Below are 22,584 nucleotides of genomic sequence, written 5' to 3'. Positions count from 1 at the left end.
ATTTAGAATGCGCATCACTGTCTTAATTCTCTTTGATCTCCTTCAGGAGAGGTCATGCAATTATTCTCCACAGCGGATCGTGCGCTCTGGCGCCTCGCTTTACCCATGATTTTCTCCAACATTACTGTTCCGCTGCTTGGCCTTGTCGATACGGCTGTTATTGGTCATCTGGATAGTCCTGTTTACTTGGGCGGTGTTGCTATTGGTGCGACAGCAACCAGCTTCCTGTTTATGTTGCTGCTGTTTTTACGAATGAGTACCACAGGCTTAACTGCTCAGGCTTTTGGCGCCAAGAATCCCTCAGCGTTAGCTCGTGCACTGGTGCAACCACTATTGCTGGCACTTGGGGCAGGGGTGGCAATTGTCTTACTGCGCGATCCCCTCATTTCACTCGCTTTACAAATTGTCGGTGGCAATCAGGATGTGCTCGTACAAGCACAACGCTTTCTTGAAATCCGCTGGCTGAGTGCGCCAGCCTCGCTTGCCAACCTGGTTCTACTAGGATGGTTGTTAGGGGTTCAATACGCACGAGCTCCGGTTATCTTGCTGGTAGTCGGCAATGTTCTGAATATCGTACTGGATGTGTGGCTGGTGATGGGGTTGCACCTTGATGTTCAAGGGGCGGCACTTGCGACGGTCACTGCTGAATACGCGACATTTTTCATCGGATTGCTGATGGTGAAGAAGGTTATGGGCATGCGTGGTATCAGCTTTGAGATGCTTAAGCAGTCCTGGCGTGGCAATGTTCGGCGCTTACTGGCGCTCAATCGGGACATCATGTTGCGCTCGTTATTACTGCAAGTGTGCTTTGCATCAGTGACCATCTTTGGTGCGCGTTTAGGTAGCGAAATTGTCGCCGTCAATGCGGTATTAATGACGCTTCTGACGTTTACCGCTTATGCGCTTGATGGTTTTGCCTATGCCGTGGAAGCCCATTCCGGGCAAGCTTATGGCGCAAAGAATCGCGGCCAATTGCTCGAGGTTTGGGGTGCTGCCTGTCGCCAGGCGGGTTTAGTCGCGCTCATGTTTGCCGTGGTGTATGCCCTATTTGGCGAACAAATTGTTTCTCTTCTGACGTCCATTCCCCAATTACAGCTACAGGCCGATCGTTATCTCCACTGGCAGATTGTGTTACCCGTAGTCGGTGTCTGGTGCTACTTGCTGGATGGGATGTTTATTGGGGCGACAAGAGGAGCTGAGATGCGTAATAGTATGGCGGTTGCCGCTCTTGGTTTCGGGCTAACGCTCTTCACGGTTCCGTATTTAGGCAACCACGGCCTGTGGCTATCCGTTGCGGTGTTTCTGGCGTTACGTGGGTTGTCTTTGGGTTGGATTTGGCGTCGTCACTGGCAGCAAAATAGCTGGTTTAACAACGTACAAAGTTAAGCCGTATGGTTAAAGATTCTTAGTTTTCTCCGTACCACCATATCCTTGACTACAATTATTATCACGTCCAGCAGATAGAGTGGTGTTGGCCAAATGGCAGCACATTGGACGTTGGTAATTTTTTAGCAGTTCTTCCCCGAACGATGAGGATATTATTATGAATAAAGACGAAATCGGCGGTAACTGGAAACAGTTTAAAGGCACAGTAAAAGAGAAATGGGGCAAACTGACTGACGATGATATGACTGTCATCGAAGGCAAACGCGATCAGCTTGTCGGTAAAATTCAAGAGCGTTATGGGTACGAAAAGGATAAGGCAGAGGAAGAAGTCGTTGATTGGGAAACTCGCAACAAATACCGTTGGTAATTAGTTTCCCTTAGATGTGTTAGTTCTCAAGGCTACCCTGCCCAGGTACATGGATGTACCGTTCCATTCAACTCAAATCCAACCAATCTAACGTGACTTCTTTTTACTCTGAATGGAGTGGTCATGCCCGCAAGCATCCGGGTGGCTACAAGCTTCAACTTCTGCACACGCGCTGCATAAACCATGCGCCTCAATAACGTTATGATGCAGAGCAAACCCTAACTGGGCCGCCAGTTGGTGCATGATATCTTCCACACCTTCCGCACTACGCTCCTTCACCGCACCACATCGATCACAAATAAACATCGCAGATGAGTGAGTTGGCTGATCGATAAGATTGCACAACACATAGCTGTTGGTGGACTCTACACGGTGTACAAAACCTTGTTCGAGCAGAAAATCGAGCGCACGATACACTGTCGGGGGTTTAGCTTGCGGTTCGCTGGCACGCAATAAATCCAGCAAATCATAAGCACTGATAGCGCCTGCTTGCTGAGTCAGCAAACGCAATACTTCAAGACGTTGTGGTGTCAGGCGCACATTACGCTGCTCGCATAGTTTTTCAGCCTGCGCTAACACGTTTTGTGAAGTCGTGATGTCCATCAGTATTCCCCTGTAGATTAGCCCTACACTTTATCACAACGCGCAAAAAACGCCGAGTGGTGCGCTTAGCCACAACCTTTTGAGATGACTATCCCGGAGTTTGTTATGAATAAACCTGATTGCATTCGCCACTGGAAGGAAATAGAAGGTGACGATGATTCGACTTATCCAGACAGCGCAGAGCGGTTTTCTATTGGCGCGCCACTGGCCCGCAAACTGGGTCTCAATCGCCTGGGAATTCATCATGAGCGCCTGCTACCAGGTCGCCGCACATCTTATCCTCATGCTGAAAGCAGCGAAGAAGAGTTTGCTTATGTTCTCGAAGGGCATCCACAGGTTTGGATTAACGGGCACCTTTACCCACTTGAACCTGGCGATAGCGTTGGTTTCCCCGCTGGAACAGGTACCTGCCATACCTTTATCAACAACACAGAGCATGAAGTCCGACTGCTAATTGTGGGGGAGGCAAATAAAGCTGAGAATCGAATTTATTACCCGCTAAACCCAGGCTATGCCGCACAGCGACAGGATCGCTGGATTGATCATCCCCCGCAATTTTTCGGCCCACATGACGGTCAGCCTTCACGAAAACCGAACGGTAAACTATAAATAAGTTTGCATGGAAATTTTGAACTCATAATCCTCAAGGATAGAAACGGGATTTCGATGGGCGAAACAGCCCACTTTTCAGCCTTTTATTCACAGCAATAGTCCGCCTCTGTTCAGTCATAACTGGCAGGGGCAGTAATTACATCTGATCAACAGACGGACGTGTGGTGAATGAAAAAAATGAAAACTTTGGCGGCGTTTAGCGCCGCATCTTTATTTATGGCAAATCACGCTTATGCGGCGGGCACATGGTCTGAAGCACGAAGTGATGCAATGGGTGGTACTGGTGTCGCTTCCGCGAGCTACGGAAGTGGGGTGCTTACGAACCCCGCGTTGCTGGCTAAGGCTAAGCAGGACGACACAGTGACGGTTATTCTGCCGTCTGTGAGTGCGCAAATTACGGATAAAGATAATCTGCAGGATCAGATTGATGACATTAGCGATAAGGTTGATCAATACAAAAACGTTATCGACGATCTCACCCTGCAGGATATCCTTTTAAATCCAAATGGTTCGCTCAGTCAGTTTCAGAGTGCTGCGGGCGATCTGGCTGGTGAGCTAAATGATCTGAAAGGAAAAACGGCAAACGCGAAGGCGGGTGCCAGTATCGCAGTCAGTATTCCAAACGACGTGCTTTCAGTGGCTTTTGTCGCAAAAGCCTATGCACGTGCGCATGTTAGTTCTTCCATCGATCAGCAAGATATCGATTATCTCAATAGCATCGCCGGTTCTCGGGCAGTGGCCGGGGGCGTTGCGTTTGATGCCGCTATTAATGGCTCCGATGTTATCACCAGCAATCTGAATTCTACTGCTTCTGGCCGTGCGGCTATTGTCTCTGACTATGGCGTGGCGCTTGCGAAGGAGTTTGATCTCGGTGGAGTGCCGGTTTCTTTTGGCGTCACACCGAAGTTGCAAAAAACCTGGCTCTATAACTACACCACCTCGATTTATAACTACGATAGCAGTGACTGGAATAGCAGCCGCTATCGCAATGATGATACCGGTTTCAATGTGGATGCGGGCCTGGCGGCCGATTTCGGCGAAAACTGGACGGTTGGTCTGAGCGGTCAGAACCTGATTTCGCGTGACATTGATACCAAAGATATTCTGATCACCAATGGCAGAACCGGTGAGACAACTAACTACAAAGACACGTACCAGATTCGTCCATTGGTGACGGCTGGTGTAGCCTGGCATAACGATCTCATCACCCTTAGCGCCGATGGTGATCTCACCGAAACCAAAGGCTTCAAAAGCGAAGAAGACTCGCAGTACGTTGGCGTCGGTGCAGAAATTACGCCGCTGCCATGGCTTGCCGTGCGTGCGGGTTATCGTGCCGACGTCAAATCAAACGACAGCAACGTCTTTACCGGCGGTGTTGGTTTTGCGCCATTTAATCGTGTTCATGTTGATTTAATGGGGCTATACGGCGAAGACCAGACATGGGGTGCCGGAGCGCAGCTTAGCGTTACCTTCTGATAAAAATAGCCGTCGGGACGAGCGGGTGTCCCGACGCTGCTTTATGCTATAGTAGCGACCCTTTTTTAACCGTAGCCCTTAAACGCCAGTGCCTATGTCCTCACAAATCAGCCAGACTCCTTTCCAGCCACATCGTTTCTCTATTGCGCCGATGCTTGACTGGACCGATCGCCACTGCCGTTATTTTTTGCGTCAGTTATCTAGCCAGACACTGCTGTACACCGAAATGGTGACAACCGGTGCAATTATTCATGGCAAAGGGGACTATCTGGCGTACAGCGAAGACGAGCATCCTATCGCGCTGCAATTAGGCGGTAGCGATCCGGCTGCATTGGCTATTTGCGCGAAACTGGCGCAAGAGCGCGGCTACGATGAAATTAACCTGAATGTAGGCTGCCCGTCTGACCGCGTGCAAAACGGTATGTTCGGCGCGTGTCTTATGGCTGATGCGCAGCGCGTTGCCGATTGTATTAAAGCGATGCGTGATGTGGTTTCTATTCCGGTTACCGTCAAAACGCGTATCGGCATTGACGACCAGGACAGCTACGAATTTCTCTGCGATTTTATTGGCACGGTAGCCGGGAAGGGTGAATGCGAGATGTTTATCATCCACGCCCGTAAAGCCTGGCTTTCTGGTTTAAGCCCGAAAGAAAACCGTGAAATTCCACCGCTGGATTACCCGCGTGTTTATCAGTTAAAGCGTGATTTCCCGCATCTGACGATGGCGATTAATGGCGGTATCAAATCGCTGGAAGAAGCGAAAACGCATCTGGAACATATGGACGGCGTAATGGTGGGGCGCGAAGCCTATCAAAACCCTGGCCTGCTGACGGCGGTTGACCGGGAGATTTTTGGTATTGATTCGCCGGAAATCGACACCGTTGCAGCGGTTCGTGCCATGTATCCGTACATTGAGCGTGAACTGGCAAACGGCACTTATTTAGGCCATGTCACTCGCCATATGTTGGGACTTTTCCAGGGTATTCCGGGTGCGCGCCAATGGCGTCGTTATCTGAGTGAAAATGCCCATAAAGCCGGTGCAGGAATCGACGTTGTGGAACATGCTTTGTCGTTGGTTGCGGATAAGCGCTAAATTTTAGCAGCAATAACCGTGTGAATTGCTCAGGTATTGCGGAGTTGATCACAACCTCGCATCTTTCTGGCTAAGTTCGCGGGCTGTGGGATATTAATTATTTACCAAACCTGACATTATTACCGGGTTGCAAAAAAACGAATTCATCGCGCTGTACCCTACATACAGAGCGAACAAAAAAAGAATGGGCTTCCCTCGGGAGGCCCAAATTCTTTTATGGAATCAGCAAACTAGAACCTTGCGTGCTGCGGCTCTCAAGTGTTGCATGAGCCAGTGCAGCATCGCTCAGGGCAAACTTCTGGCTATCCGCCACATCCACTTTTATCACGCCGCTGGCAATCAACGAGAACAGCTCGTTGCACGCTTCTTCCAGCTCTTCACGCGTGGTGACGTAACCATTTAGTGACGGACGCGTAACATACAGCGAGCCTTTCTGGTTCAGGATCCCCAGATTCACGCCCGTCACCGGGCCGGAAGAGTTCCCAAAACTCACCATCAAACCTTGCCGTTGCAGGCAATCGAGCGACGATTCCCAAGTATCTTTCCCGACCGAGTCATAAACCACCGCCACTTTCTTGCCGCCGGTTATCTCTTTCACGCGTTCGACAAGATTCTCTTCGCGATAGTTAATGGTTTGCCAGGCTCCGGCTTTTTTGGCGCTTTCTGCTTTTTGCGCAGAACCGACAGTGCCAATTAATTTGGCACCCAGCGCTTTTGCCCACTGGCAGGCAATCAGCCCCACGCCGCCGGCTGCGGCATGGAACAAGAAAACTTCGTTGGCTTTAATATCGTAGGTTTTACGAAGCAAATAATAGACCGTCAGCCCTTTAAGGAAGGAAGCAGCAGCTTGTTCGAAAGAGATAGCGTCCGGGAGTTTTGCTACTTTATCTGCCGGTACGTTATGAACACTGCTGTAAGCGCCAAGTCCTGACTGTGCATAGACCACACGATCGCCAACTTTAATATGTGTTACCGCGTTGCCAATTTTACTGACTACGCCCGCAGCTTCAGTGCCGAGGCCGCTTGGTAGAATCGGAGGTGGGTATAAACCACTGCGAATATAGGTGTCGATGTAGTTGATACCAATCGCTTTGTTCTCAACCTGGACTTCGTTTTCTGCGGGTGCGGTTGGGGTGAATTTAACAACTTTTAAGACTTCTGGTCCGCCGTGCTGACTAAATTCAATGCGTGTTGCCATGAGAACTCCTTCTGTTTCCTCGGAGGGAGATAGAGTAAACTCTCGTCTCTCTTATCTGATTTTGGTAACTCCCTCACTATGGCAGGAAATAAACCCTTCAACAAACCGAAAGAACCCCGCGATCGTCAGATGGAAGGGCTGAAAATGCCGCCACATTCTCTGGAAGCGGAGCAGTCGGTGTTGGGCGGTTTAATGCTGGACAACGAACGCTGGGATAACGTTTCCGAGCGCGTCGTGGCTAACGATTTTTTCAGCCGTCCACACCGCATGATCTTCACCGAAATGCAGCGTTTGCTCGAAATGAGCAAGCCAATCGACCTGATCACGCTTTCTGAATCTCTGGAACTTCAGGGCAACCTGGAAAGTGTCGGTGGTTTCGCCTATCTGGCCGAATTATCAAAAAATACGCCAAGTGCTGCGAACATCAGTGCCTATGCTGATATCGTGCGCGAACGTGCCGTAGTGCGTGAAATGATTTCTGTGGCGAATGAAATCGCCGATGCCGGTTACGACCCTCAAGGGCGAACCAGTGAAGATTTGCTCGACCTCGCCGAATCCCGTGTGTTCCAGATTGCTGAGAGCCGTGCGAATAAAGACGAAGGCCCGAAAAGTATCGACCAAATCCTCGAAGCGACAGTCTCGCGTATCGAAACGCTGTACCAGACGCCACATGATGGCGTAACGGGTGTCGACACCGGCTACCAGGACTTGAACAAGAAAACAGCGGGTCTGCAAAAATCGGATCTGATCATTGTGGCGGCGCGTCCGTCGATGGGTAAAACCACCTTTGCGATGAACTTGTGCGAAAACGCCGCGATGTTGCAGGAAAAACCGGTGCTGATTTTCAGCCTCGAGATGCCCGGCGAACAAATCATGATGCGTATGCTTGCGTCGCTGTCACGTGTCGACCAAACCAAAATCCGTACCGGCCAGCTTGATGATGAAGACTGGGCGCGAATTTCCAGCACCATGGGCATCTTGCTTGAAAAACGCAACATGTACATTGATGACTCCTCAGGCCTGACGCCAACGGAAGTGCGCTCCCGCGCGCGCCGTATCTACCGCGAACATGGTGGCCTGAGCCTTATCATGATCGACTACCTGCAATTGATGCGTGTGCCGTCGCTGTCCGACAACCGTACGCTGGAAATCGCCGAGATTTCGCGCTCGCTAAAAGCGCTGGCAAAAGAGCTACAGGTGCCAGTCGTTGCGCTCTCGCAGCTTAACCGTTCCCTGGAACAACGTGCAGATAAACGCCCGGTTAACTCCGACTTGCGTGAATCAGGCTCCATCGAGCAGGATGCCGACTTGATTATGTTTATCTATCGTGACGAAGTTTATAACGACAACAGTGACGAGAAAGGCATCGCGCAAATCATCCTCGGTAAACAGCGTAACGGCCCTATCGGCACCGTGCGCCTGACGTTTAACGGGCAGTTCTCGCGTTTCGATAACTATGCAGGCCCTCAGTACGACGAAGACTAAATCCTCGTCATCCTTCGTGCCACAACTGTGTTGGCTGCGTTCACTCGCCCGAATCACTTACTTTAGTAAGCTCATCGGGACGAGTTCTCTTGCCGCCTTGTTGTGAAACGAATGATTTTGAGGATTTGCGTGATCAAATATTAATTTTTAGCAAGGAACGAACATGCAAGCGGCAACCGTAAAAATTAACCGCCGCGCTCTGCGACACAACCTGCAACGCCTGCGCGAACTGGCTCCAGCCAGCCGTATGGTGGCGGTTGTGAAAGCAAACGCATATGGGCATGGTCTGCTGGAGACAGCCCAAACACTGACCGATGCTGATGCCTTCGGCGTGGCCCGTCTTGAGGAAGGTGTTCGCTTACGTGCCGGGGGCATCACTCAGCCCATTCTGCTGCTGGAAGGCTTCTTTAATGCAAGCGACCTTGCGACCATTGCCGAGCAAAATTTCCAGACTGCCATCCACTGCATCGAACAGCTTGAAGCACTGGAACAGGCTGAGTTAAGCCATCCGATTACCGTGTGGATGAAACTGGATACCGGCATGCATCGGTTGGGCATCTTGCCTGAAGAAGCAGAGGCGTTTTATCAGCGTCTCTCCCGCTGCAAAAACGTCAGCCAGCCGGTGAATATTGTCAGCCATTTTGCCCGTGCAGATGAACCAGAATCTGACGCCACACTGCGCCAGCTCGATATTTTCAATTCGTTTACCGCGGGCAAGCCTGGTCAGCGTTCTATTGGCGCATCTGGTGGCATCCTGTTGTGGCCAGACTCGCATATGGATTGGGTTCGCCCAGGCATTATCTTGTACGGCGTTTCTCCGTTGGAGCAACAATCGTGCGGCACAGATTTTGGTTGTCAGCCGGTGATGTCACTGACTTCCAGTCTGATTGCGGTGCGTGCGCACAAAGCCGGTGAAGCGGTCGGTTACGGCGGTACATGGATTGCCGAGCGCGATACTCGTCTGGGTGTGGTTGCTATTGGTTATGGAGATGGCTACCCGCGCGCAGCGCCTTCTGGCACCCCTGTGCTGGTGAATGGTCGTGAAGTGCCAATTGTCGGGCGTGTGGCGATGGACATGATTTGTGTCGATCTTGGCCCGCAGTCAGCAGACAAAGTGGGTGATAGCGTGGTGATGTGGGGCGATAGCCTGCCGGTTGAACGTATTGCTGAAATCACAAAAGTGAGTGCTTACGAACTTATCACGCGCCTGACGTCAAGGGTTGCGATGGAGTATCTGGATTAGCATCCTTTTTTGTATGCCGGATAAGCAATGCGCTATCCGGTATAATTTGCTGGATGAAGCTAACGCTTATCCACTCTACAAATTCCCGCTATAAACCCCTCGATCTCGCCCCAACTTCCGGTTTACATTGGTTGTCCGCGATACTGTAAACCAGGAGAACCTCACCGTGTTTCAAAAAGTTGACGCCTATGCTGGCGACCCAATCCTTTCCCTTATGGAACGTTTCAAAGTTGATCCGCGTAGTGACAAGGTCAACCTCAGCATTGGTCTCTATTACAACGAAGATGGGATCATCCCGCAGTTGCAGGCCGTGGCTCAAGCTGAAGAACGCCTGAATGCTACGCCGCATGGCGCATCTATTTACCTGCCAATGGAAGGTCTGAACAGCTACCGTAGCGCGATTGCTCCGCTGCTGTTTGGCGCAAATCATCCGGCGCTGCTCGAAGGACGTATTGCGACCATCCAAACACTTGGCGGCTCCGGTGCGTTGAAAGTGGGTGCGGATTTCCTGAAAACTTATTTCCCAAATTCTCAGGTGTGGGTCAGCGATCCGACCTGGGAAAACCATGTCGCTATCTTTGGCGGTGCCGGTTTTGAAGTGAACACGTATCCGTGGTTCGATAACGAAACTAACGGCGTACGCTTCGAAGCACTGCTCGAAAAACTGAACACACTGCCTGCGCAAAGCATCGTTCTGCTGCACCCTTGCTGCCATAACCCGACCGGCTCTGACCTGACCGATTCCCAGTGGGATGCAGTCGTCGAAATCCTTAAAGCTCGCGAGCTGATTCCTTTCCTTGATATCGCTTATCAGGGCTTTGGTGCAGGCATGGAACAAGATGCTTACGCGATTCGCGCGATTGCCAGCGCCGGGCTGCCAGCGTTGGTCAGCAACTCGTTCTCGAAGATTTTCTCTCTTTATGGCGAACGTGTCGGCGGCCTTTCTGTTGTCTGCGAAAACGCAGAAACCGCAAGCCGTGTACTGGGTCAGTTGAAAGCAACTGTGCGCCGCAACTACTCCAGCCCGCCAAACTTTGGTGCGCAGGTGGTGGCGTTGGTGTTGAACGACGAACAACTGAAAGCCAACTGGCTGGCTGAAGTAGAAACCATGCGTCGCCGTATTCTTGATATGCGCCAGGCTTTGGTTTCCGTGCTGAAAGCGGAAATGCCAGATCGCAACTTCGACTATCTGCTGCAACAACGTGGCATGTTCAGCTATACCGGCCTGAGCTCGGAACAGGTTGACCGCCTGCGTGATGAGTTTGGCGTGTATCTGATCGCCAGCGGGCGGATGTGTGTCGCAGGACTTAACAGCAATAACGTACAGCGTGTGGCACAGGCGTTTGCAGCTGTAATGTAAGTACTCACTTACTTTTAATCTTAAAAAGGCGATGTGTGATCATCGCCTTTTTCTATGATAAATCTTGAAAAATTCCTTCCTCTGGCGCTTTCGCATCGGTATGGTCGAATTGATTTTTGACCATCTGTTCTGCTTTATCACCCTCACTAATCATAATTAAAGGGAAAATGATGCGTAAGCTAACTATGGCATTAAGTGCCGTTTGTTTGTTATTGGGATTGAATCAGTCTGTTGTTGCTAAAGAATCTGTACCTGCTCAGCTCAACCCTGGTGTGACTGTTGCGCAACTGGCGCAGCAAGTTCCTGTTCACTGGGTTTCCGTTGCTCAAATTGAAAATAGCCTGTTGGGGCGTGCCCCGATAGCGGTTGGTTTCGATATTGACGACACGGTGCTTTTCTCAAGCCCTGGCTTCTATCGAGGGCAAAAAGAGTTTTCTCCAGGGAAACAGGATTACCTGAAAAACCCTGCTTTCTGGGAAAAAATGAACAACGGCTGGGATGAGTTCAGTATGCCGAAAGAAGTGGCGAAAAATCTTATCGCCATGCACCTCAAACGCGGCGACAGCATCTACTTTGTGACAGGCCGCAGCCAGACCAAAACAGAAACCGTGACCCAAACGCTACAAAATGATTTCCTGATCCCGCAAGCCAGCGTTAACCCGGTTATTTTTGCTGGTGATAAACCTGGGCAAAATACGAAGACGCAGTGGCTGAAAGATAAGAAAATCAAAGTGTTCTACGGTGACTCAGACGGCGATATTACTGCCGCTCAGGACGTAGGTGCGAGAGGTATTCGCCTGCTACGCGCTTCAAACTCCAGCTATCAGCCATTGCCAAAAGCAGGGGCATTTGGCGAAGAAGTGATTGTTAACTCTGAATATTAATTTACCCGTCATACTTCAAGCCGCAGGTGTGTTGGCTGCGCTCACTCACCCCAGTCACTTACTTTAGTAAGCTCCAGGGGTGAGTTCACTTGCCGCGTTACTCGGCAAAGCCTCGCCTCTGTCGAGGTCAGCGCAAGCGCTGCTCAAAAGGCTAAAGCCTTTTGTCATGCAACTCGAATTATTTAGGGTAAAATCGGTTTTAATGACGCAATACCAATCCCGTCGCCGTTTTTTTCATCAAAATTTCCCCGTTGAGTTTTACCTTTTGGCTAGTTGCTCGCACACTTAGAGGTGCCAGCGACTTAAACTGGCCAGCACATCGTTTTCACGGGAGTCTCTCAAGGGGAATAAAATGACCAATTCGGAGCTATTGCAGTACTGCATGAACAAACCCGGAGCGGAACAAACGGTTCATAGCGACTGGAAGGCCACACAAATAAAGGTGGCGGATGTGATGTATGCGATGGTGCATGACGTGGAAGCACGCCCGGCGGTGTCGTTAAAAGCCAGCCCGGCACTTGCCGACTTATTACGTGAACAACATAGTGATGTGCATCCTAGCGCGCATTTGAATAAAGCGCACTGGAGCACGCTTTACCTGGATGGCACACTTCCGGACTCGCAGATTTACTACCTGGTGGATGCTTCGTATCAGCAGGCATTATCGCTGCTGCCTCAGCAAACCAGGCAGCAGCTTTCTGACTGATTCGACTATTTCAGCAAAGGCTTAAGGAAACGAGCGGTATGTGATGCCTCGCATTCCGCCACGGTTTCAGGCGTACCGGAAACGAGAATTTCGCCCCCGCCGCTACCGCCTTCTGGGCCAAGGTCAACAATCCAGTCTGCGGTTTTAATCACGTCCAGATTATGCTCGATAACCACAATGGTGTTGCCCTGGTCGCGCAACTGATGCAGAACTTCCAACAATTGCTGAATATCGGCAAAGTGCAGGCCAGTCGTCGGTTCATCGAGGATATACAGCGTTTGCCCGGTGCCGCGCTTAGAAAGTTCACGCGCCAGTTTCACACGTTGTGCTTCACCGCCTGACAACGTCGTTGCTGACTGCCCAAGACGAATGTAAGACAGACCCACGTCGATTAACGTTTGCAGCTTACGCGCCAGCGCAGGTACGGCATCAAAGAACTCACGAGCATCTTCAATGGTCATATCCAGCACTTCGTGGATGCTCTTGCCTTTGTATTTAACTTCCAGCGTTTCGCGGTTGTAGCGTTTGCCTTTGCACTGGTCGCACGGCACGTAAATGTCCGGCAAGAAGTGCATTTCGACTTTGATCACGCCATCGCCCTGACAGGCTTCGCAACGCCCACCACGCACGTTAAAGCTGAAACGACCCGGCGTATAACCTCGCGCACGTGACTCCGGCACACCTGCAAACAGCTCACGCACAGGCGTGAACACGCCGGTGTAAGTTGCAGGGTTTGAACGAGGTGTACGACCAATTGGGCTTTGGTCGATATCAATAACTTTGTCGAAATGCTCCAGACCGTGAACTTCGCGGTACGGCGAAGGTTCTGCAAGCGTTGCACCATTCAATTGAGTTTGAGCAATCGGGAATAAGGTGTCGTTAATCAGCGTGGATTTCCCGGAACCGGAAACCCCGGTCACACAGGTAAACAAACCTACCGGTAGCGTAAGCGTGACATCTTTCAGGTTGTTACCTTTCGCGCCAACAAGCTTCAGCACTTTCTCGGGATCGGCAGGCACGCGGTTTTTCGGCACGGCAATTTCACGCTTGCCGCTGAGGAATTGCCCGGTTAGCGATTCAGGCACATCCATGATGTCCTGCATGGTGCCTTCAGCAACCACCTGGCCACCGTGAACACCGGCACCAGGGCCGATATCGATAATATGGTCTGCGGCGCGGATAGCATCTTCATCGTGCTCAACCACAATCACGGTGTTACCGAGATCGCGCAGGTGAATCAAAGTTTCCAGTAGGCGCTCGTTATCACGCTGGTGCAGACCGATAGAGGGTTCATCGAGCACATACATCACGCCGACAAGACCCGCACCAATCTGGCTTGCCAGACGAATACGTTGCGCTTCACCACCGGACAGCGTTTCAGCTGAACGTGATAGCGACAGATAATTCAGACCGACGTTCACCAGGAATTTCAGGCGGTCGCCAATCTCTTTCAGCACTTTCTCAGCAATTTGCGCACGCTGACCGCTGAGTTTCATGTTCTGGAAGAAGTCCATCGCATGGCCGATGCTCATGTCTGAAATAGTTGGTAGCGGCGTGTTTTCGACAAACACATGGCGTGCTTCACGACGCAGGCGTGTACCTTCACAGCTTGCGCATGAACGGTTGCTGATAAATTTCGCCAGTTCTTCACGCACCGCAGAAGATTCAGTCTCTTTGTAGCGACGCTCCATATTATGCAGAACGCCTTCGAACGGATGGCGGCGCACCGAGGTGTCGCCACGGTCGTTTATATATTTGAACTCAATGCTTTCTTTACCAGAGCCGTTAAGCACCACGTTTTTCACGCTGGCTGTCAGTTCGTTCCACGGCGTTTCGATATCGAATTTGTAATGCTCCGCAAGCGAACGCATCATCGTGAAGTAATAGAAGTTACGGCGATCCCAGCCACGAATTGCGCCGCCAGCAAGGGAAAGCTCACCGTTTTGCACAACACGATCCGGGTCGAAATATTGCTGCACGCCAAGCCCGTCACAGGTTGGGCAGGCACCGGCCGGGTTGTTGAACGAGAACAGACGAGGTTCCAGCTCACGCATGCTATAGCCGCAAATTGGGCAGGCAAAGTTTGCCGAGAACAGCAATTCTTCAGCTTTTTCGTCATCCATATCGGCGACAACAGCAGAACCGCCAGATAAATCCAACGCTGTCTCAAATGATTCGGCCAGACGTTGCGCTAAATCCTCACGAACTTTAAAACGGTCAACCACCACTTCGATGGTGTGTTTCTTTTGCAGCTCAAGTTTTGGTGGATCGGATAGATCGCACACTTCGCCGTCGATCCTCGCGCGGATATATCCCTGGCTTGCCAGGTTTTCCAGCGTTTTGCTGTGCTCGCCTTTTCTATCTTTAATGATTGGCGCAAGAAGCATCAGGCGCTTGCCTTCCGGCTGAGCTAAAACGTTATCGACCATCTGACTCACGGTTTGCGCCGCAAGAGTAACATTGTGATCCGGGCAACGCGGCTCACCTACGCGGGCATATAGCAGGCGCAGGTAGTCATGAATTTCAGTGATAGTGCCGACGGTGGAACGCGGGTTGTGCGAGGTAGATTTCTGCTCGATAGAAATCGCAGGCGACAAGCCTTCAATGTGGTCGACATCAGGTTTTTCCATCAATGACAGGAACTGACGCGCATAGGCGGAGAGAGACTCAACGTAACGACGTTGCCCCTCGGCGTATAAGGTGTCGAAAGCCAGTGAGGATTTGCCAGAACCCGAAAGCCCAGTCACGACAATCAGCTTGTCGCGTGGAATGTCGAGGTTAATATTTTTGAGATTGTGGGTGCGGGCGCCCCGAACTTCGATCTTATCCATTCACCTTTCCCGGTTTAAACGCTCTTTGCCAGGCCGCACTGGAGGCCGCCGACGATCACAAACGGCTAATTATGACACAATAAAACCTGAATGGATATCCAGTGCTTTAATGCAATAATGTATATCCTACCGAGATTCTGGAATGCATCCCGCAGCTATAAAGATTAGGGGTGGCGTGGTAGAATCGAGGGTTTACACTACTTATTAAACGTTTCAGGAGACACGATCATGGCCAGCAGAGGCGTAAACAAGGTGATTCTCGTCGGGAATCTGGGTCAAGACCCGGAAGTACGCTACATGCCAAATGGTGGCGCAGTTGCCAACATTACTCTGGCCACGTCAGAGTCCTGGCGCGATAAGCAAACCGGCGAAACCAAAGAAAAAACTGAATGGCACCGTGTAGTGCTGTTTGGCAAACTGGCAGAAGTAGCAGGCGAATACCTGCGTAAAGGCTCCCAGGTTTATATCGAAGGTGCATTGCAAACTCGTAAATGGACTGACCAGGCTGGTGTTGAAAAGTACACTACCGAAGTCGTGGTTAACGTTGGCGGCACCATGCAAATGCTGGGTGGACGTGCAGCGGGTGGTGCTCCTGCCGGCGGCGGTGCTCCAGGCCAACAACAAGGTGGTTGGGGTCAGCCTCAGCAACCGCAGCAAGGTGGTAACCAGTTCAGCGGCGGCGCGCAACAATCTCGCCCGCAGCAGAGCGCTCCAGCACCATCTAACAATGAACCACCAATGGATTTCGATGACGATATTCCATTCTAATATTGGTTCTGGCATTTAGAATTATTAAAAACCCCGTTCGCGGGGTTTTTCTTTTTAACACTTACATCAAAATTATCTATTAATATTTTGAATGTTTCACTCCGCGTCATAAGTATTCCTGCTTGCATTAAAACGTTATCCAGCTAAGTTGTTTATGCAAACACAAACACTTATAACTCCACCGGAGCGCAGCATGACGGATTTCGTTATTCCAGAAATAAAAGCATCAGAAGATGAGATGATTGCAATACGTCATTATCTGCATGCAAACCCAGAATTAAGTCTGGAAGAGTTTAAAACCAGTGATTTAGTAGCAAAGCAACTTGAATCCTGGGGATATAAAGTCACTCGAGGAATTGGCACTACTGGTGTTGTGGGTTCTTTGAAAAAAGGGGATTCGAATAAATCTATTGGCCTGCGTGCTGATATGGATGCATTACCTATTTTTGAAGAAACCAATTTACCCTGGGCCAGTACAGTACCTGGCAAAATGCATGCCTGCGGGCATGATGGCCACACCACTATCTTATTAGCTGCAGCGAAATATATTGCCTCAAATGCCTGTGAGTTTAACGGCACTGTGCATCTTATTTTCCAGCCAGCCGAAGAAGCGATTGGCGGTGCAGATTTAATGATTAAAGACGGATTATTCGACAGTTTCCCATGTGACCGCGTTTTTGCTCTGCACAATATGCCAGGGTTGCCAACTGGGAAGCTCGGGTTCTATTCCGGCAATTTTATGGCCTCGGCGGATACGGTAAAAATTACCATCAAAGGTTATGGCGGCCACGGTGCTTATCCACATCGTACTGTCGACCCAATCGTCACTGGGGCTGCGTTAATTACCGCGTTGCAAACCATTGTTTCTCGTAATGTCACGCCGGGTGAAACCGCGATTGTTACCGTGGGAACATTCCAGTCGGGCATTGCTTCCAACGTTATTCCAGATACTGCGGTAATGGAATTGACCGTGCGCGCGATGAAGCCGGAGATCCGCGATCTGCTGATTAAACGAATTGAAGAGTTAGCAGATTTTACTGCTAAAAGTTTTGGTGCAAGTTGTGAAGTGGAAGTCTACGACTCCTATCCAGTGCTGATTAATGATGATGAGCAAACGGCGTTTGCCCGAGAGCTGGCCGTTGAGTTCTTTGGTAAAGATGCGGTGCTCGATAAAGTTCTCCCTTCGACCGGCAGCGAAGATTTTGCTTTTATGCTGCAAGAGCGTCCGGGCAGTTATTTCCTGTTAGGGAATGGAGAGAAGGGCGATAAGGGTGGCTGTATGGTGCATAACCCAGGGTATGACTTTAATGATGACATTATTTCTACCGGCGCCTCGTTCTTTTCCCGCTTAGTCCAAACTTATTGTCGTTAACTACTGGAGCTAATATGAAAAAATATATTCTGCCATTAATTGCTCTGCTAGCGACAACTTCGGCATTGGCAAATAATATTAAAGAAATTCGTTTTGGTGTGGACCCGACATTTGCCCCTTTTGAATCAAAAGACGCTAATGGCAAGGTAGTCGGCTTTGATATTGATTTAGGGAATGCTATTTGTGAGAAACTTCAGGCGAAATGCGTGTGGGTAGAGAATAACTTCGATGCGATTATTCCTGCGCTGCAAGCCAGAAAGTTTGATGCCATTCTTTCCGGGATGTATATGACGGAAAAACGAAAAGAGCAGGTCGCCTTTACCGATAAAATTTATAACGGCCCAGTATTTCTGGTCGCACATAAAAATACCAACATCAAACCTGAGCTTGAACAGTTAAAAGGTAAAACGATTGGTGTTGAGCAAGGATCTGCTCAAGAAGCTTATGCCAATAAAAACTGGCGTAATTCTGGCGTAAATGTCGTTGCTTATCAGGGGGCTGATTTGGTGGTGCAGGATTTAGAATCCGGGCGTATTGATGGTGCTGTGCTGTCTGGTGTAATGGCGGAATACAGTTTCCTGAATAAACCGCAGGGTAAAGATTTTGCCATGATAGGCGGAGCGTTGCAGGACCCTGAACTATTCGGTGCCGGTGCTGCAATTGGTTTGCGAAAGGATGATACCGAATTACGTGAAGCGCTCAATGGAGCGATAAGCCAGATTATTGCGGATGGCACTTATAAAAAGCTCGCCTCGAAATACTTTAGCTTCGACATCTATTCCGGGACGTAATGTGTAGCGGCTTGCCAGTAAAACAAAAACGGCCTCGCAATGAGGCCGTTATCAATTCTAATCCTGGCAATCAGGTCATTACCATTGGCCACTCAGGCGGTGCATGGCTTGAGATCTCAATCATGATGTCTTTAAACGATGCCCAGATAACCGGGAAATCAGCCAGTTCTAACCCTAATAAACCGGTCGCAAACCACAAAGCAGACGCAATCCCCAGCATGCTGCTGACGATGGCAAAAAACGTGTAATCGGATTTGCGAAACTGGATATTCAACGTGCTGGCTAAAAACATCAGCACTGCACTGACTAAAGGCCAGCGCATCAATAAAACGCTGGTAGTAATTGCCGCCATGAAAATTGTTCCTTAATCACATAACTCATTACGCTCAACGGTTATGCGCGACATAAAGCGCAACAATTACAGCTCGGGACCGTCAGGGGAATGAATAGGGTGCAGAAAATGTAATAAAAATCCTGTCTCACAGGATTTGTGAACTATATCACATTTGTTCTTTTAATCGCCAGTTGTATGGCGCATTTTCTGACCCATCTTTGCGTGTTCAGGTAACAATATTGCGGCACATCCCGTCAGGCGTGGTGACGATAATCAGTGGGTGTACGGTCAAACTCACGGCGGAAAACACGCGAAAATGTCTGCTGAGAGACATAACCGTAGTCCATCGCGATATCAAAAATTGGTCGCTGGGTGCTACGCAACTCTTTGGCCGCCATCAACAAACGGCGTTGGCGAATGTATTCACCTAATGTCTGGCGCTTCACGGTGCGGAACATCCGCTGAAGATACCATTTTGAATAGCCTGATTTTTTTGCCACAACATCAATGTTCAGCGGTTGATCAATGTGATCGTCAATCCATTCAGTCAAAGTTTGAATAATGTCCTGGTGTGCCATAAGCCATCCTCAAGCCTGTTTGTTCGTTAGCAGGTTTTGTTGGCAGCGAGTATAATTCCTCAAGTTAACTTGAGGTAAAGAGCATTATGGAAAAGAAATTACTGCGCTTTAAACCCTTACTCAGTCCTGGCGAAGTGGCGAAGCGTAGCGGCGTGGCCGTTTCGGCTTTGCACTTCTACGAGAGCAAGGGGCTGATTAAAAGCAGAAGAAACAGTGGAAACCAGCGTCGTTACACGCGTGATGTGCTGCGAAACGTCGCCATTATTAAAATCGCCCAGCGAATCGGCATTCCGCTGTCGACCATTGGTGAAGAGTTTGGCGTGTTGCCCGACGGCCATAAAATCAATAAAAACGACTGGAAAAAGATGTCGTCGCAATGGCGTGAAGAACTCGATCGGCGCATCAATATGCTGACCGCGCTGCGCGATGAACTTGATGGCTGCATTGGTTGCGGTTGTTTATCGGGTGCTGACTGCCCGCTGCGAAACCCAGGCGATAAACTCGGTGAAGAGGGGACGGGCGCTCGTTTACTGGAAGATGATTAACCTCAATAGCAGGCAAAACTAAAGCGCCCAACTTCGGCGCTTTAGTTTATTACCCGGTCTTTGTCTTTCGATCTATCCCGCTTTTCGCAAGGAGGGTTTCCCCCGACATCAGCGTCCCTCAATCACACATTCTCAGGAGGTTCCGGATTGCGCTGACAACTTAAGTGTAGCCTGGCTCAGTCAGGTTTCAAGGCAAACTCGCGTGTTTTTTGAACAATTCTAATACTGCAGACTTCTCAGCGTTTCCTATAGTTAACGCATCTTGCTAAACAGAAGGTTACCTCATGCTTATCGTTCATCACCTTAATAACTCCCGCTCGCAGCGTATTTTATGGATGCTTGAAGAGCTTCAGGTGCCGTACCAAATTGTGCGCTACCAACGCGAACCGACCATGCTTGCGCCCGACTCGTTAAAAGCCGTGCACCCGCTGGGGAAATCGCCGGTGGTGGAAGATAACGGCAACATCATCGCGGAATCTGGGGCCATCATCGAATATTTGCAAGAAACCTACGACCCCGAAAGCCGCCTCAAACCGATTTCCTGCGAGGACAAACTGCGTTATCGCTTCTGGCTGCATTACGCCGAAGGATCGTTGATGCCGTTATTAATGATGAAACTGGTATTTGGCAGCCTGGGCAAAGCGCCGGTGCCGTGGTTGCTGCGTCCGGTGGGAAATTTATTAGGGCAGGGTGTGCAAAAAGCGTATCTCAATAAACAGATTTTGACGCATGCGCGTTACCTCGAAGATTGCCTGCAAAAAACGCCGTGGTTTGCCGGACAAGCGCTAAGTGCCGCAGATATTCAGATGAGTTTCCCTGTTATCGCTTTACTATCTCGCGGCGGTATAAACGATCTGCCGAATTTACAAAACTGGTATAACCAAATCCAAATCCGTCCGGCCTGGCAGAGAGCCATTCAGCAGGGCGGCCCGTTCGAAATACCTTAAGTGCAGGTATCGAAAAATCCTATGAGCCAGGAAAATGCATTCCCCGTATCTTGCATCATTGTTGCTAAATTGCGCATCGACGATAACGTTTGCGCACCAGGTGGCGATATTTTAACCTTCTAACGCATTTTTCGGTAAAAAGCGGCAAAGTTCGGTTGAAAATCCATGTAAGAAGGCCGGATAATCGTTTGCCTTAATTTTGACACCCAGTTTGTATGCGTGGAGTTAAACGTTTGCTTTTTTTGTGACGCCCTTTTTTGTCATAAACGCAGCACAGGGATAAATTCGATTTAAAACGTTTAACTGGCAGTGGATTGTCCACCACGCACACCAACGTAATCATAAAAATCTCAGGGGATTTTTCACTATGTCTAATCATTCTCCGCGTGCAACCGGCGGCATTGACGCCTGGTTCAAAATATCTGCGCGTGGTAGCACCGTTCGTCAGGAAGTTGTAGCGGGTTTAACCACCTTCCTTGCGATGGTGTACTCCGTAATCGTCGTACCGGGCATGCTCGGTAAAGCAGGTTTCCCGCCTGCGGCGGTCTTTGTGGCGACTTGCCTGGTAGCCGGTGTTGGCTCACTTGTCATGGGCCTTTGGGCAAACCTGCCGCTGGCAATCGGTTGTGCCATTTCACTGACTGCGTTTACCGCTTTCAGCCTGGTGCTCGGCCAACACATCAGCGTTCCGGTTGCTTTAGGCGCCGTGTTCCTGATGGGTGTGTTGTTCACCATCATCTCTGCAACCGGTATTCGTAGCTGGATTTTGCGTAACTTACCGATGGGTGTTGCGCATGGTACTGGTATCGGTATCGGCCTGTTCCTGCTGCTGATTGCTGCAAACGGTGTCGGCCTGGTCATTAAAAACCCGCTGGATGGCTTGCCTGTTGCGCTCGGCCATTTCGATAGCTTCCCGGTTATTATGTCGCTGATTGGCCTTGCGGTGATCATCGGTCTGGAAAAACTGAAAGTCCCTGGCGGCATTCTGCTGACCATCGTCGGTATTTCTATCTTTGGCCTGATTTTCGACCCAAGCGTTCATTTCTCTGGCATTTTCGCTATGCCTTCGCTGAAAGATGAAGCGGGCAACTCGCTGATCGGTAGCCTGGATATCATGGGTGCGTTGAACCCAGTGGTGTTGCCAAGCGTTCTGGCGTTGGTAATGACTGCGGTATTCGATGCAACTGGCACTATCCGCGCCGTTGCGGGCCAGGCAAATCTGCTGGATAAAGACGGTCAAATCATCGATGGCGGCAAAGCGCTAACTACCGACTCCCTGAGCTCCGTGTTCTCAGGCCTGGTGGGTGCGGCTCCTGCTGCGGTTTACATTGAATCTGCGGCAGGTACTGCTGCAGGCGGTAAAACCGGCCTGACAGCAATCACCGTTGGTGTGCTGTTCCTGCTGATTCTGTTCCTCTCGCCGCTCTCTTATCTGGTTCCAGCATACGCAACCGCTCCGGCGCTGATGTATGTTGGTTTGCTGATGCTGAGCAACGTGGGCAAAATCGATTTTGAAGATTTTGTTGATGCCATGGCGGGCCTGATTACTGCGGTATTTATCGTGCTGACCTGTAACATCGTTACCGGCATCATGATTGGTTTCGCAACTCTGGTGATTGGCCGTATCGTCTCTGGTGAGTGGCGCAAGCTGAACATCGGAACCGTGGTTATCGCAATAGCTTTAGTCGCGTTCTATGCAGGCGGCTGGGCAATTTAATTTTACTCGTCATACTTCGAGCTGCAGGGTTGTTGGCTGCACTCGCGAACCCCAGTCACTTACTTTAGTAAGCTCCTGGGGATTCGCTCCTTTGCCGCCTACCTGCAACTCGAGTTATTTAGAGTAAAAACCCGGAATACTCGTCATACTTCGAGCTGCAGGGTTGTTGGCTGCGCTCGCGAACCCCAGTCACTTACTTTAGTAAGCTCCTGGGGATTCGCTCCTTTGCCGCCTACCTGCAACTCGAATTATTTAGAGTAAAAACTCTGAGTACTCCTCCCAAAACCA

At 50.1% G+C, this 22,584-nt stretch carries 21 protein-coding genes; 16 read left to right on the top strand and 5 right to left on the bottom strand.

Annotation, left to right across the window (positions count from 1 at the left end; all coding sequences use genetic code 11):
• The first annotated feature begins 54 nt into the window (after window positions 1–54).
• Window positions 55–1,386, top strand: coding sequence for an MATE family efflux transporter DinF (gene dinF, locus LVQ77_RS14410; protein ID WP_232904749.1), 1,332 nt, complete (start codon window positions 55–57; stop codon window positions 1,384–1,386).
• Window positions 1,387–1,543: 157 nt separating this feature from the next.
• The gene (locus tag LVQ77_RS14405) at window positions 1,544–1,753 is read left to right on the top strand and encodes a CsbD family protein (RefSeq protein WP_034492637.1); all 210 of its coding nucleotides are present in this window, start codon (window positions 1,544–1,546) and stop codon (window positions 1,751–1,753) included.
• Window positions 1,754–1,840: 87 nt separating this feature from the next.
• On the opposite strand, the gene zur is transcribed toward LVQ77_RS14405, so the two are convergent.
• Window positions 1,841–2,356, bottom strand: coding sequence for a zinc uptake transcriptional repressor Zur (gene zur / locus LVQ77_RS14400; protein ID WP_151994223.1), 516 nt, complete (start codon window positions 2,354–2,356; stop codon window positions 1,841–1,843).
• 105 nt (window positions 2,357–2,461) lie between these two features.
• Between zur and LVQ77_RS14395 the strand changes: the two genes are divergently transcribed.
• From LVQ77_RS14395 to dusA, 3 genes are all read left to right on the top strand, one after another.
• Window positions 2,462–2,965 carry a cupin domain-containing protein gene (locus LVQ77_RS14395; protein WP_232865350.1) on the top strand — a complete coding sequence of 168 codons (504 nt, stop codon included), beginning with the start codon at window positions 2,462–2,464 and terminating at the stop codon, window positions 2,963–2,965.
• A gap of 171 nt (window positions 2,966–3,136) precedes the next feature.
• On the top strand, window positions 3,137–4,444 hold the full coding sequence (locus LVQ77_RS14390) for a conjugal transfer protein TraF (protein ID WP_232865351.1): 1,308 nt from the start codon (window positions 3,137–3,139) through the stop codon (window positions 4,442–4,444).
• 94 nt (window positions 4,445–4,538) lie between these two features.
• Window positions 4,539–5,537: a tRNA dihydrouridine(20/20a) synthase DusA gene (gene dusA / locus LVQ77_RS14385; RefSeq protein ID WP_232904748.1), complete on the top strand. Its 999-nt coding sequence runs from the start codon at window positions 4,539–4,541 to the stop codon at window positions 5,535–5,537.
• A 214-nt stretch (window positions 5,538–5,751) separates the two neighbouring features.
• Here dusA and LVQ77_RS14380 read toward each other — a convergent pair whose 3' ends face one another.
• The gene (locus LVQ77_RS14380) at window positions 5,752–6,735 is read right to left on the bottom strand and encodes a quinone oxidoreductase (protein ID WP_232904747.1); all 984 of its coding nucleotides are present in this window, start codon (window positions 6,733–6,735) and stop codon (window positions 5,752–5,754) included.
• 78 nt (window positions 6,736–6,813) lie between these two features.
• Here LVQ77_RS14380 and dnaB point away from each other — a divergent pair, with 78 nt between their 5' ends.
• From dnaB to LVQ77_RS14355, 5 genes are all read left to right on the top strand, one after another.
• Window positions 6,814–8,220 carry a replicative DNA helicase gene (gene dnaB / locus LVQ77_RS14375; protein WP_034492420.1) on the top strand — a complete coding sequence of 469 codons (1,407 nt, stop codon included), beginning with the start codon at window positions 6,814–6,816 and terminating at the stop codon, window positions 8,218–8,220.
• Between the two features lie 163 nt (window positions 8,221–8,383).
• A complete protein-coding gene (alr, locus tag LVQ77_RS14370) occupies window positions 8,384–9,463 on the top strand; it encodes an alanine racemase (RefSeq protein ID WP_232904746.1) in 1,080 nt (359 codons plus the stop codon).
• Between the two features lie 166 nt (window positions 9,464–9,629).
• On the top strand, window positions 9,630–10,823 hold the full coding sequence (gene tyrB, locus LVQ77_RS14365) for an aromatic amino acid transaminase (protein ID WP_232904745.1): 1,194 nt from the start codon (window positions 9,630–9,632) through the stop codon (window positions 10,821–10,823).
• Window positions 10,824–10,993: 170 nt separating this feature from the next.
• Window positions 10,994–11,707 carry an acid phosphatase AphA gene (gene aphA / locus LVQ77_RS14360; protein WP_232865356.1) on the top strand — a complete coding sequence of 238 codons (714 nt, stop codon included), beginning with the start codon at window positions 10,994–10,996 and terminating at the stop codon, window positions 11,705–11,707.
• Window positions 11,708–12,059: 352 nt separating this feature from the next.
• Window positions 12,060–12,413 (top strand): MmcQ/YjbR family DNA-binding protein, encoded by a 354-nt coding sequence (locus tag LVQ77_RS14355; protein ID WP_064515391.1) that lies wholly within the window; start codon window positions 12,060–12,062, stop codon window positions 12,411–12,413.
• Between the two features lie 5 nt (window positions 12,414–12,418).
• On the opposite strand, the gene uvrA is transcribed toward LVQ77_RS14355, so the two are convergent.
• Complete coding sequence (gene uvrA / locus LVQ77_RS14350; protein ID WP_232904744.1) at window positions 12,419–15,244, bottom strand: excinuclease ABC subunit UvrA; 2,826 nt, start codon at window positions 15,242–15,244, stop codon at window positions 12,419–12,421.
• Window positions 15,245–15,472: 228 nt separating this feature from the next.
• Here uvrA and ssb1 point away from each other — a divergent pair, with 228 nt between their 5' ends.
• The 3 genes from ssb1 to LVQ77_RS14335 all read left to right on the top strand — a co-directional run bounded on the left by ssb1 (window position 15,473) and on the right by LVQ77_RS14335 (window position 18,175).
• Complete coding sequence (gene ssb1, locus LVQ77_RS14345; RefSeq protein WP_232865359.1) at window positions 15,473–16,012, top strand: single-stranded DNA-binding protein SSB1; 540 nt, start codon at window positions 15,473–15,475, stop codon at window positions 16,010–16,012.
• Between the two features lie 193 nt (window positions 16,013–16,205).
• Window positions 16,206–17,384 carry a M20 aminoacylase family protein gene (locus LVQ77_RS14340; protein WP_232904743.1) on the top strand — a complete coding sequence of 393 codons (1,179 nt, stop codon included), beginning with the start codon at window positions 16,206–16,208 and terminating at the stop codon, window positions 17,382–17,384.
• 14 nt (window positions 17,385–17,398) lie between these two features.
• Window positions 17,399–18,175: an ABC transporter substrate-binding protein gene (locus LVQ77_RS14335; protein ID WP_232865361.1), complete on the top strand. Its 777-nt coding sequence runs from the start codon at window positions 17,399–17,401 to the stop codon at window positions 18,173–18,175.
• 70 nt (window positions 18,176–18,245) lie between these two features.
• Here the strand turns inward: LVQ77_RS14335 and LVQ77_RS14330 are convergent, their stop codons facing one another.
• A complete protein-coding gene (locus LVQ77_RS14330) occupies window positions 18,246–18,527 on the bottom strand; it encodes a YjcB family protein (RefSeq protein WP_232865370.1) in 282 nt (93 codons plus the stop codon).
• A 236-nt stretch (window positions 18,528–18,763) separates the two neighbouring features.
• Complete coding sequence (gene soxS, locus LVQ77_RS14325) at window positions 18,764–19,087, bottom strand: superoxide response transcriptional regulator SoxS (protein WP_232865371.1); 324 nt, start codon at window positions 19,085–19,087, stop codon at window positions 18,764–18,766.
• Between the two features lie 86 nt (window positions 19,088–19,173).
• Here soxS and soxR point away from each other — a divergent pair, with 86 nt between their 5' ends.
• The 3 genes from soxR to LVQ77_RS14310 all read left to right on the top strand — a co-directional run bounded on the left by soxR (window position 19,174) and on the right by LVQ77_RS14310 (window position 22,296).
• The gene (gene soxR, locus LVQ77_RS14320; RefSeq protein WP_232904742.1) at window positions 19,174–19,632 is read left to right on the top strand and encodes a redox-sensitive transcriptional activator SoxR; all 459 of its coding nucleotides are present in this window, start codon (window positions 19,174–19,176) and stop codon (window positions 19,630–19,632) included.
• Between the two features lie 284 nt (window positions 19,633–19,916).
• A complete protein-coding gene (locus LVQ77_RS14315; RefSeq protein ID WP_232904741.1) occupies window positions 19,917–20,579 on the top strand; it encodes a glutathione S-transferase family protein in 663 nt (220 codons plus the stop codon).
• A 367-nt stretch (window positions 20,580–20,946) separates the two neighbouring features.
• Window positions 20,947–22,296 (top strand): NCS2 family permease, encoded by a 1,350-nt coding sequence (locus LVQ77_RS14310; RefSeq protein ID WP_232904740.1) that lies wholly within the window; start codon window positions 20,947–20,949, stop codon window positions 22,294–22,296.
• Window positions 22,297–22,584 lie beyond the last annotated feature (288 nt).

The organism is Buttiauxella cochleicola (genome assembly GCF_021282435.1).
Classification (GTDB): domain Bacteria; phylum Pseudomonadota; class Gammaproteobacteria; order Enterobacterales; family Enterobacteriaceae; genus Buttiauxella; species Buttiauxella massiliensis.
This window is presented reverse-complemented; position numbering and strand designations above follow the sequence as displayed.

Excerpts from the sequence above, each read along its gene's own strand:
- uvrA (WP_232904744.1), bottom strand. The coding sequence starts at position 15,244 with ATGGATAAGATCGAAGTTCGGGGCGCCCGCACCCACAATCTCAAAAAT.
- LVQ77_RS14340 (WP_232904743.1), top strand. The coding sequence starts at position 16,206 with ATGACGGATTTCGTTATTCCAGAAATAAAAGCATCAGAAGATGAGATG.
- soxR (WP_232904742.1), top strand. The coding sequence starts at position 19,174 with ATGGAAAAGAAATTACTGCGCTTTAAACCCTTACTCAGTCCTGGCGAA.
- LVQ77_RS14330 (WP_232865370.1), bottom strand. The coding sequence starts at position 18,527 with ATGGCGGCAATTACTACCAGCGTTTTATTGATGCGCTGGCCTTTAGTC.
- LVQ77_RS14335 (WP_232865361.1), top strand. The coding sequence starts at position 17,399 with ATGAAAAAATATATTCTGCCATTAATTGCTCTGCTAGCGACAACTTCG.
- dinF (WP_232904749.1), top strand. The coding sequence starts at position 55 with ATGCAATTATTCTCCACAGCGGATCGTGCGCTCTGGCGCCTCGCTTTA.
- LVQ77_RS14310 (WP_232904740.1), top strand. The coding sequence starts at position 20,947 with ATGTCTAATCATTCTCCGCGTGCAACCGGCGGCATTGACGCCTGGTTC.
- ssb1 (WP_232865359.1), top strand. The coding sequence starts at position 15,473 with ATGGCCAGCAGAGGCGTAAACAAGGTGATTCTCGTCGGGAATCTGGGT.
- dnaB (WP_034492420.1), top strand. The coding sequence starts at position 6,814 with ATGGCAGGAAATAAACCCTTCAACAAACCGAAAGAACCCCGCGATCGT.
- LVQ77_RS14315 (WP_232904741.1), top strand. The coding sequence starts at position 19,917 with ATGCTTATCGTTCATCACCTTAATAACTCCCGCTCGCAGCGTATTTTA.
- LVQ77_RS14405 (WP_034492637.1), top strand. The coding sequence starts at position 1,544 with ATGAATAAAGACGAAATCGGCGGTAACTGGAAACAGTTTAAAGGCACA.
- LVQ77_RS14355 (WP_064515391.1), top strand. The coding sequence starts at position 12,060 with ATGACCAATTCGGAGCTATTGCAGTACTGCATGAACAAACCCGGAGCG.
- LVQ77_RS14380 (WP_232904747.1), bottom strand. The coding sequence starts at position 6,735 with ATGGCAACACGCATTGAATTTAGTCAGCACGGCGGACCAGAAGTCTTA.
- dusA (WP_232904748.1), top strand. The coding sequence starts at position 4,539 with ATGTCCTCACAAATCAGCCAGACTCCTTTCCAGCCACATCGTTTCTCT.
- alr (WP_232904746.1), top strand. The coding sequence starts at position 8,384 with ATGCAAGCGGCAACCGTAAAAATTAACCGCCGCGCTCTGCGACACAAC.
- aphA (WP_232865356.1), top strand. The coding sequence starts at position 10,994 with ATGCGTAAGCTAACTATGGCATTAAGTGCCGTTTGTTTGTTATTGGGA.
- LVQ77_RS14390 (WP_232865351.1), top strand. The coding sequence starts at position 3,137 with ATGAAAAAAATGAAAACTTTGGCGGCGTTTAGCGCCGCATCTTTATTT.
- soxS (WP_232865371.1), bottom strand. The coding sequence starts at position 19,087 with ATGGCACACCAGGACATTATTCAAACTTTGACTGAATGGATTGACGAT.
- LVQ77_RS14395 (WP_232865350.1), top strand. The coding sequence starts at position 2,462 with ATGAATAAACCTGATTGCATTCGCCACTGGAAGGAAATAGAAGGTGAC.
- zur (WP_151994223.1), bottom strand. The coding sequence starts at position 2,356 with ATGGACATCACGACTTCACAAAACGTGTTAGCGCAGGCTGAAAAACTA.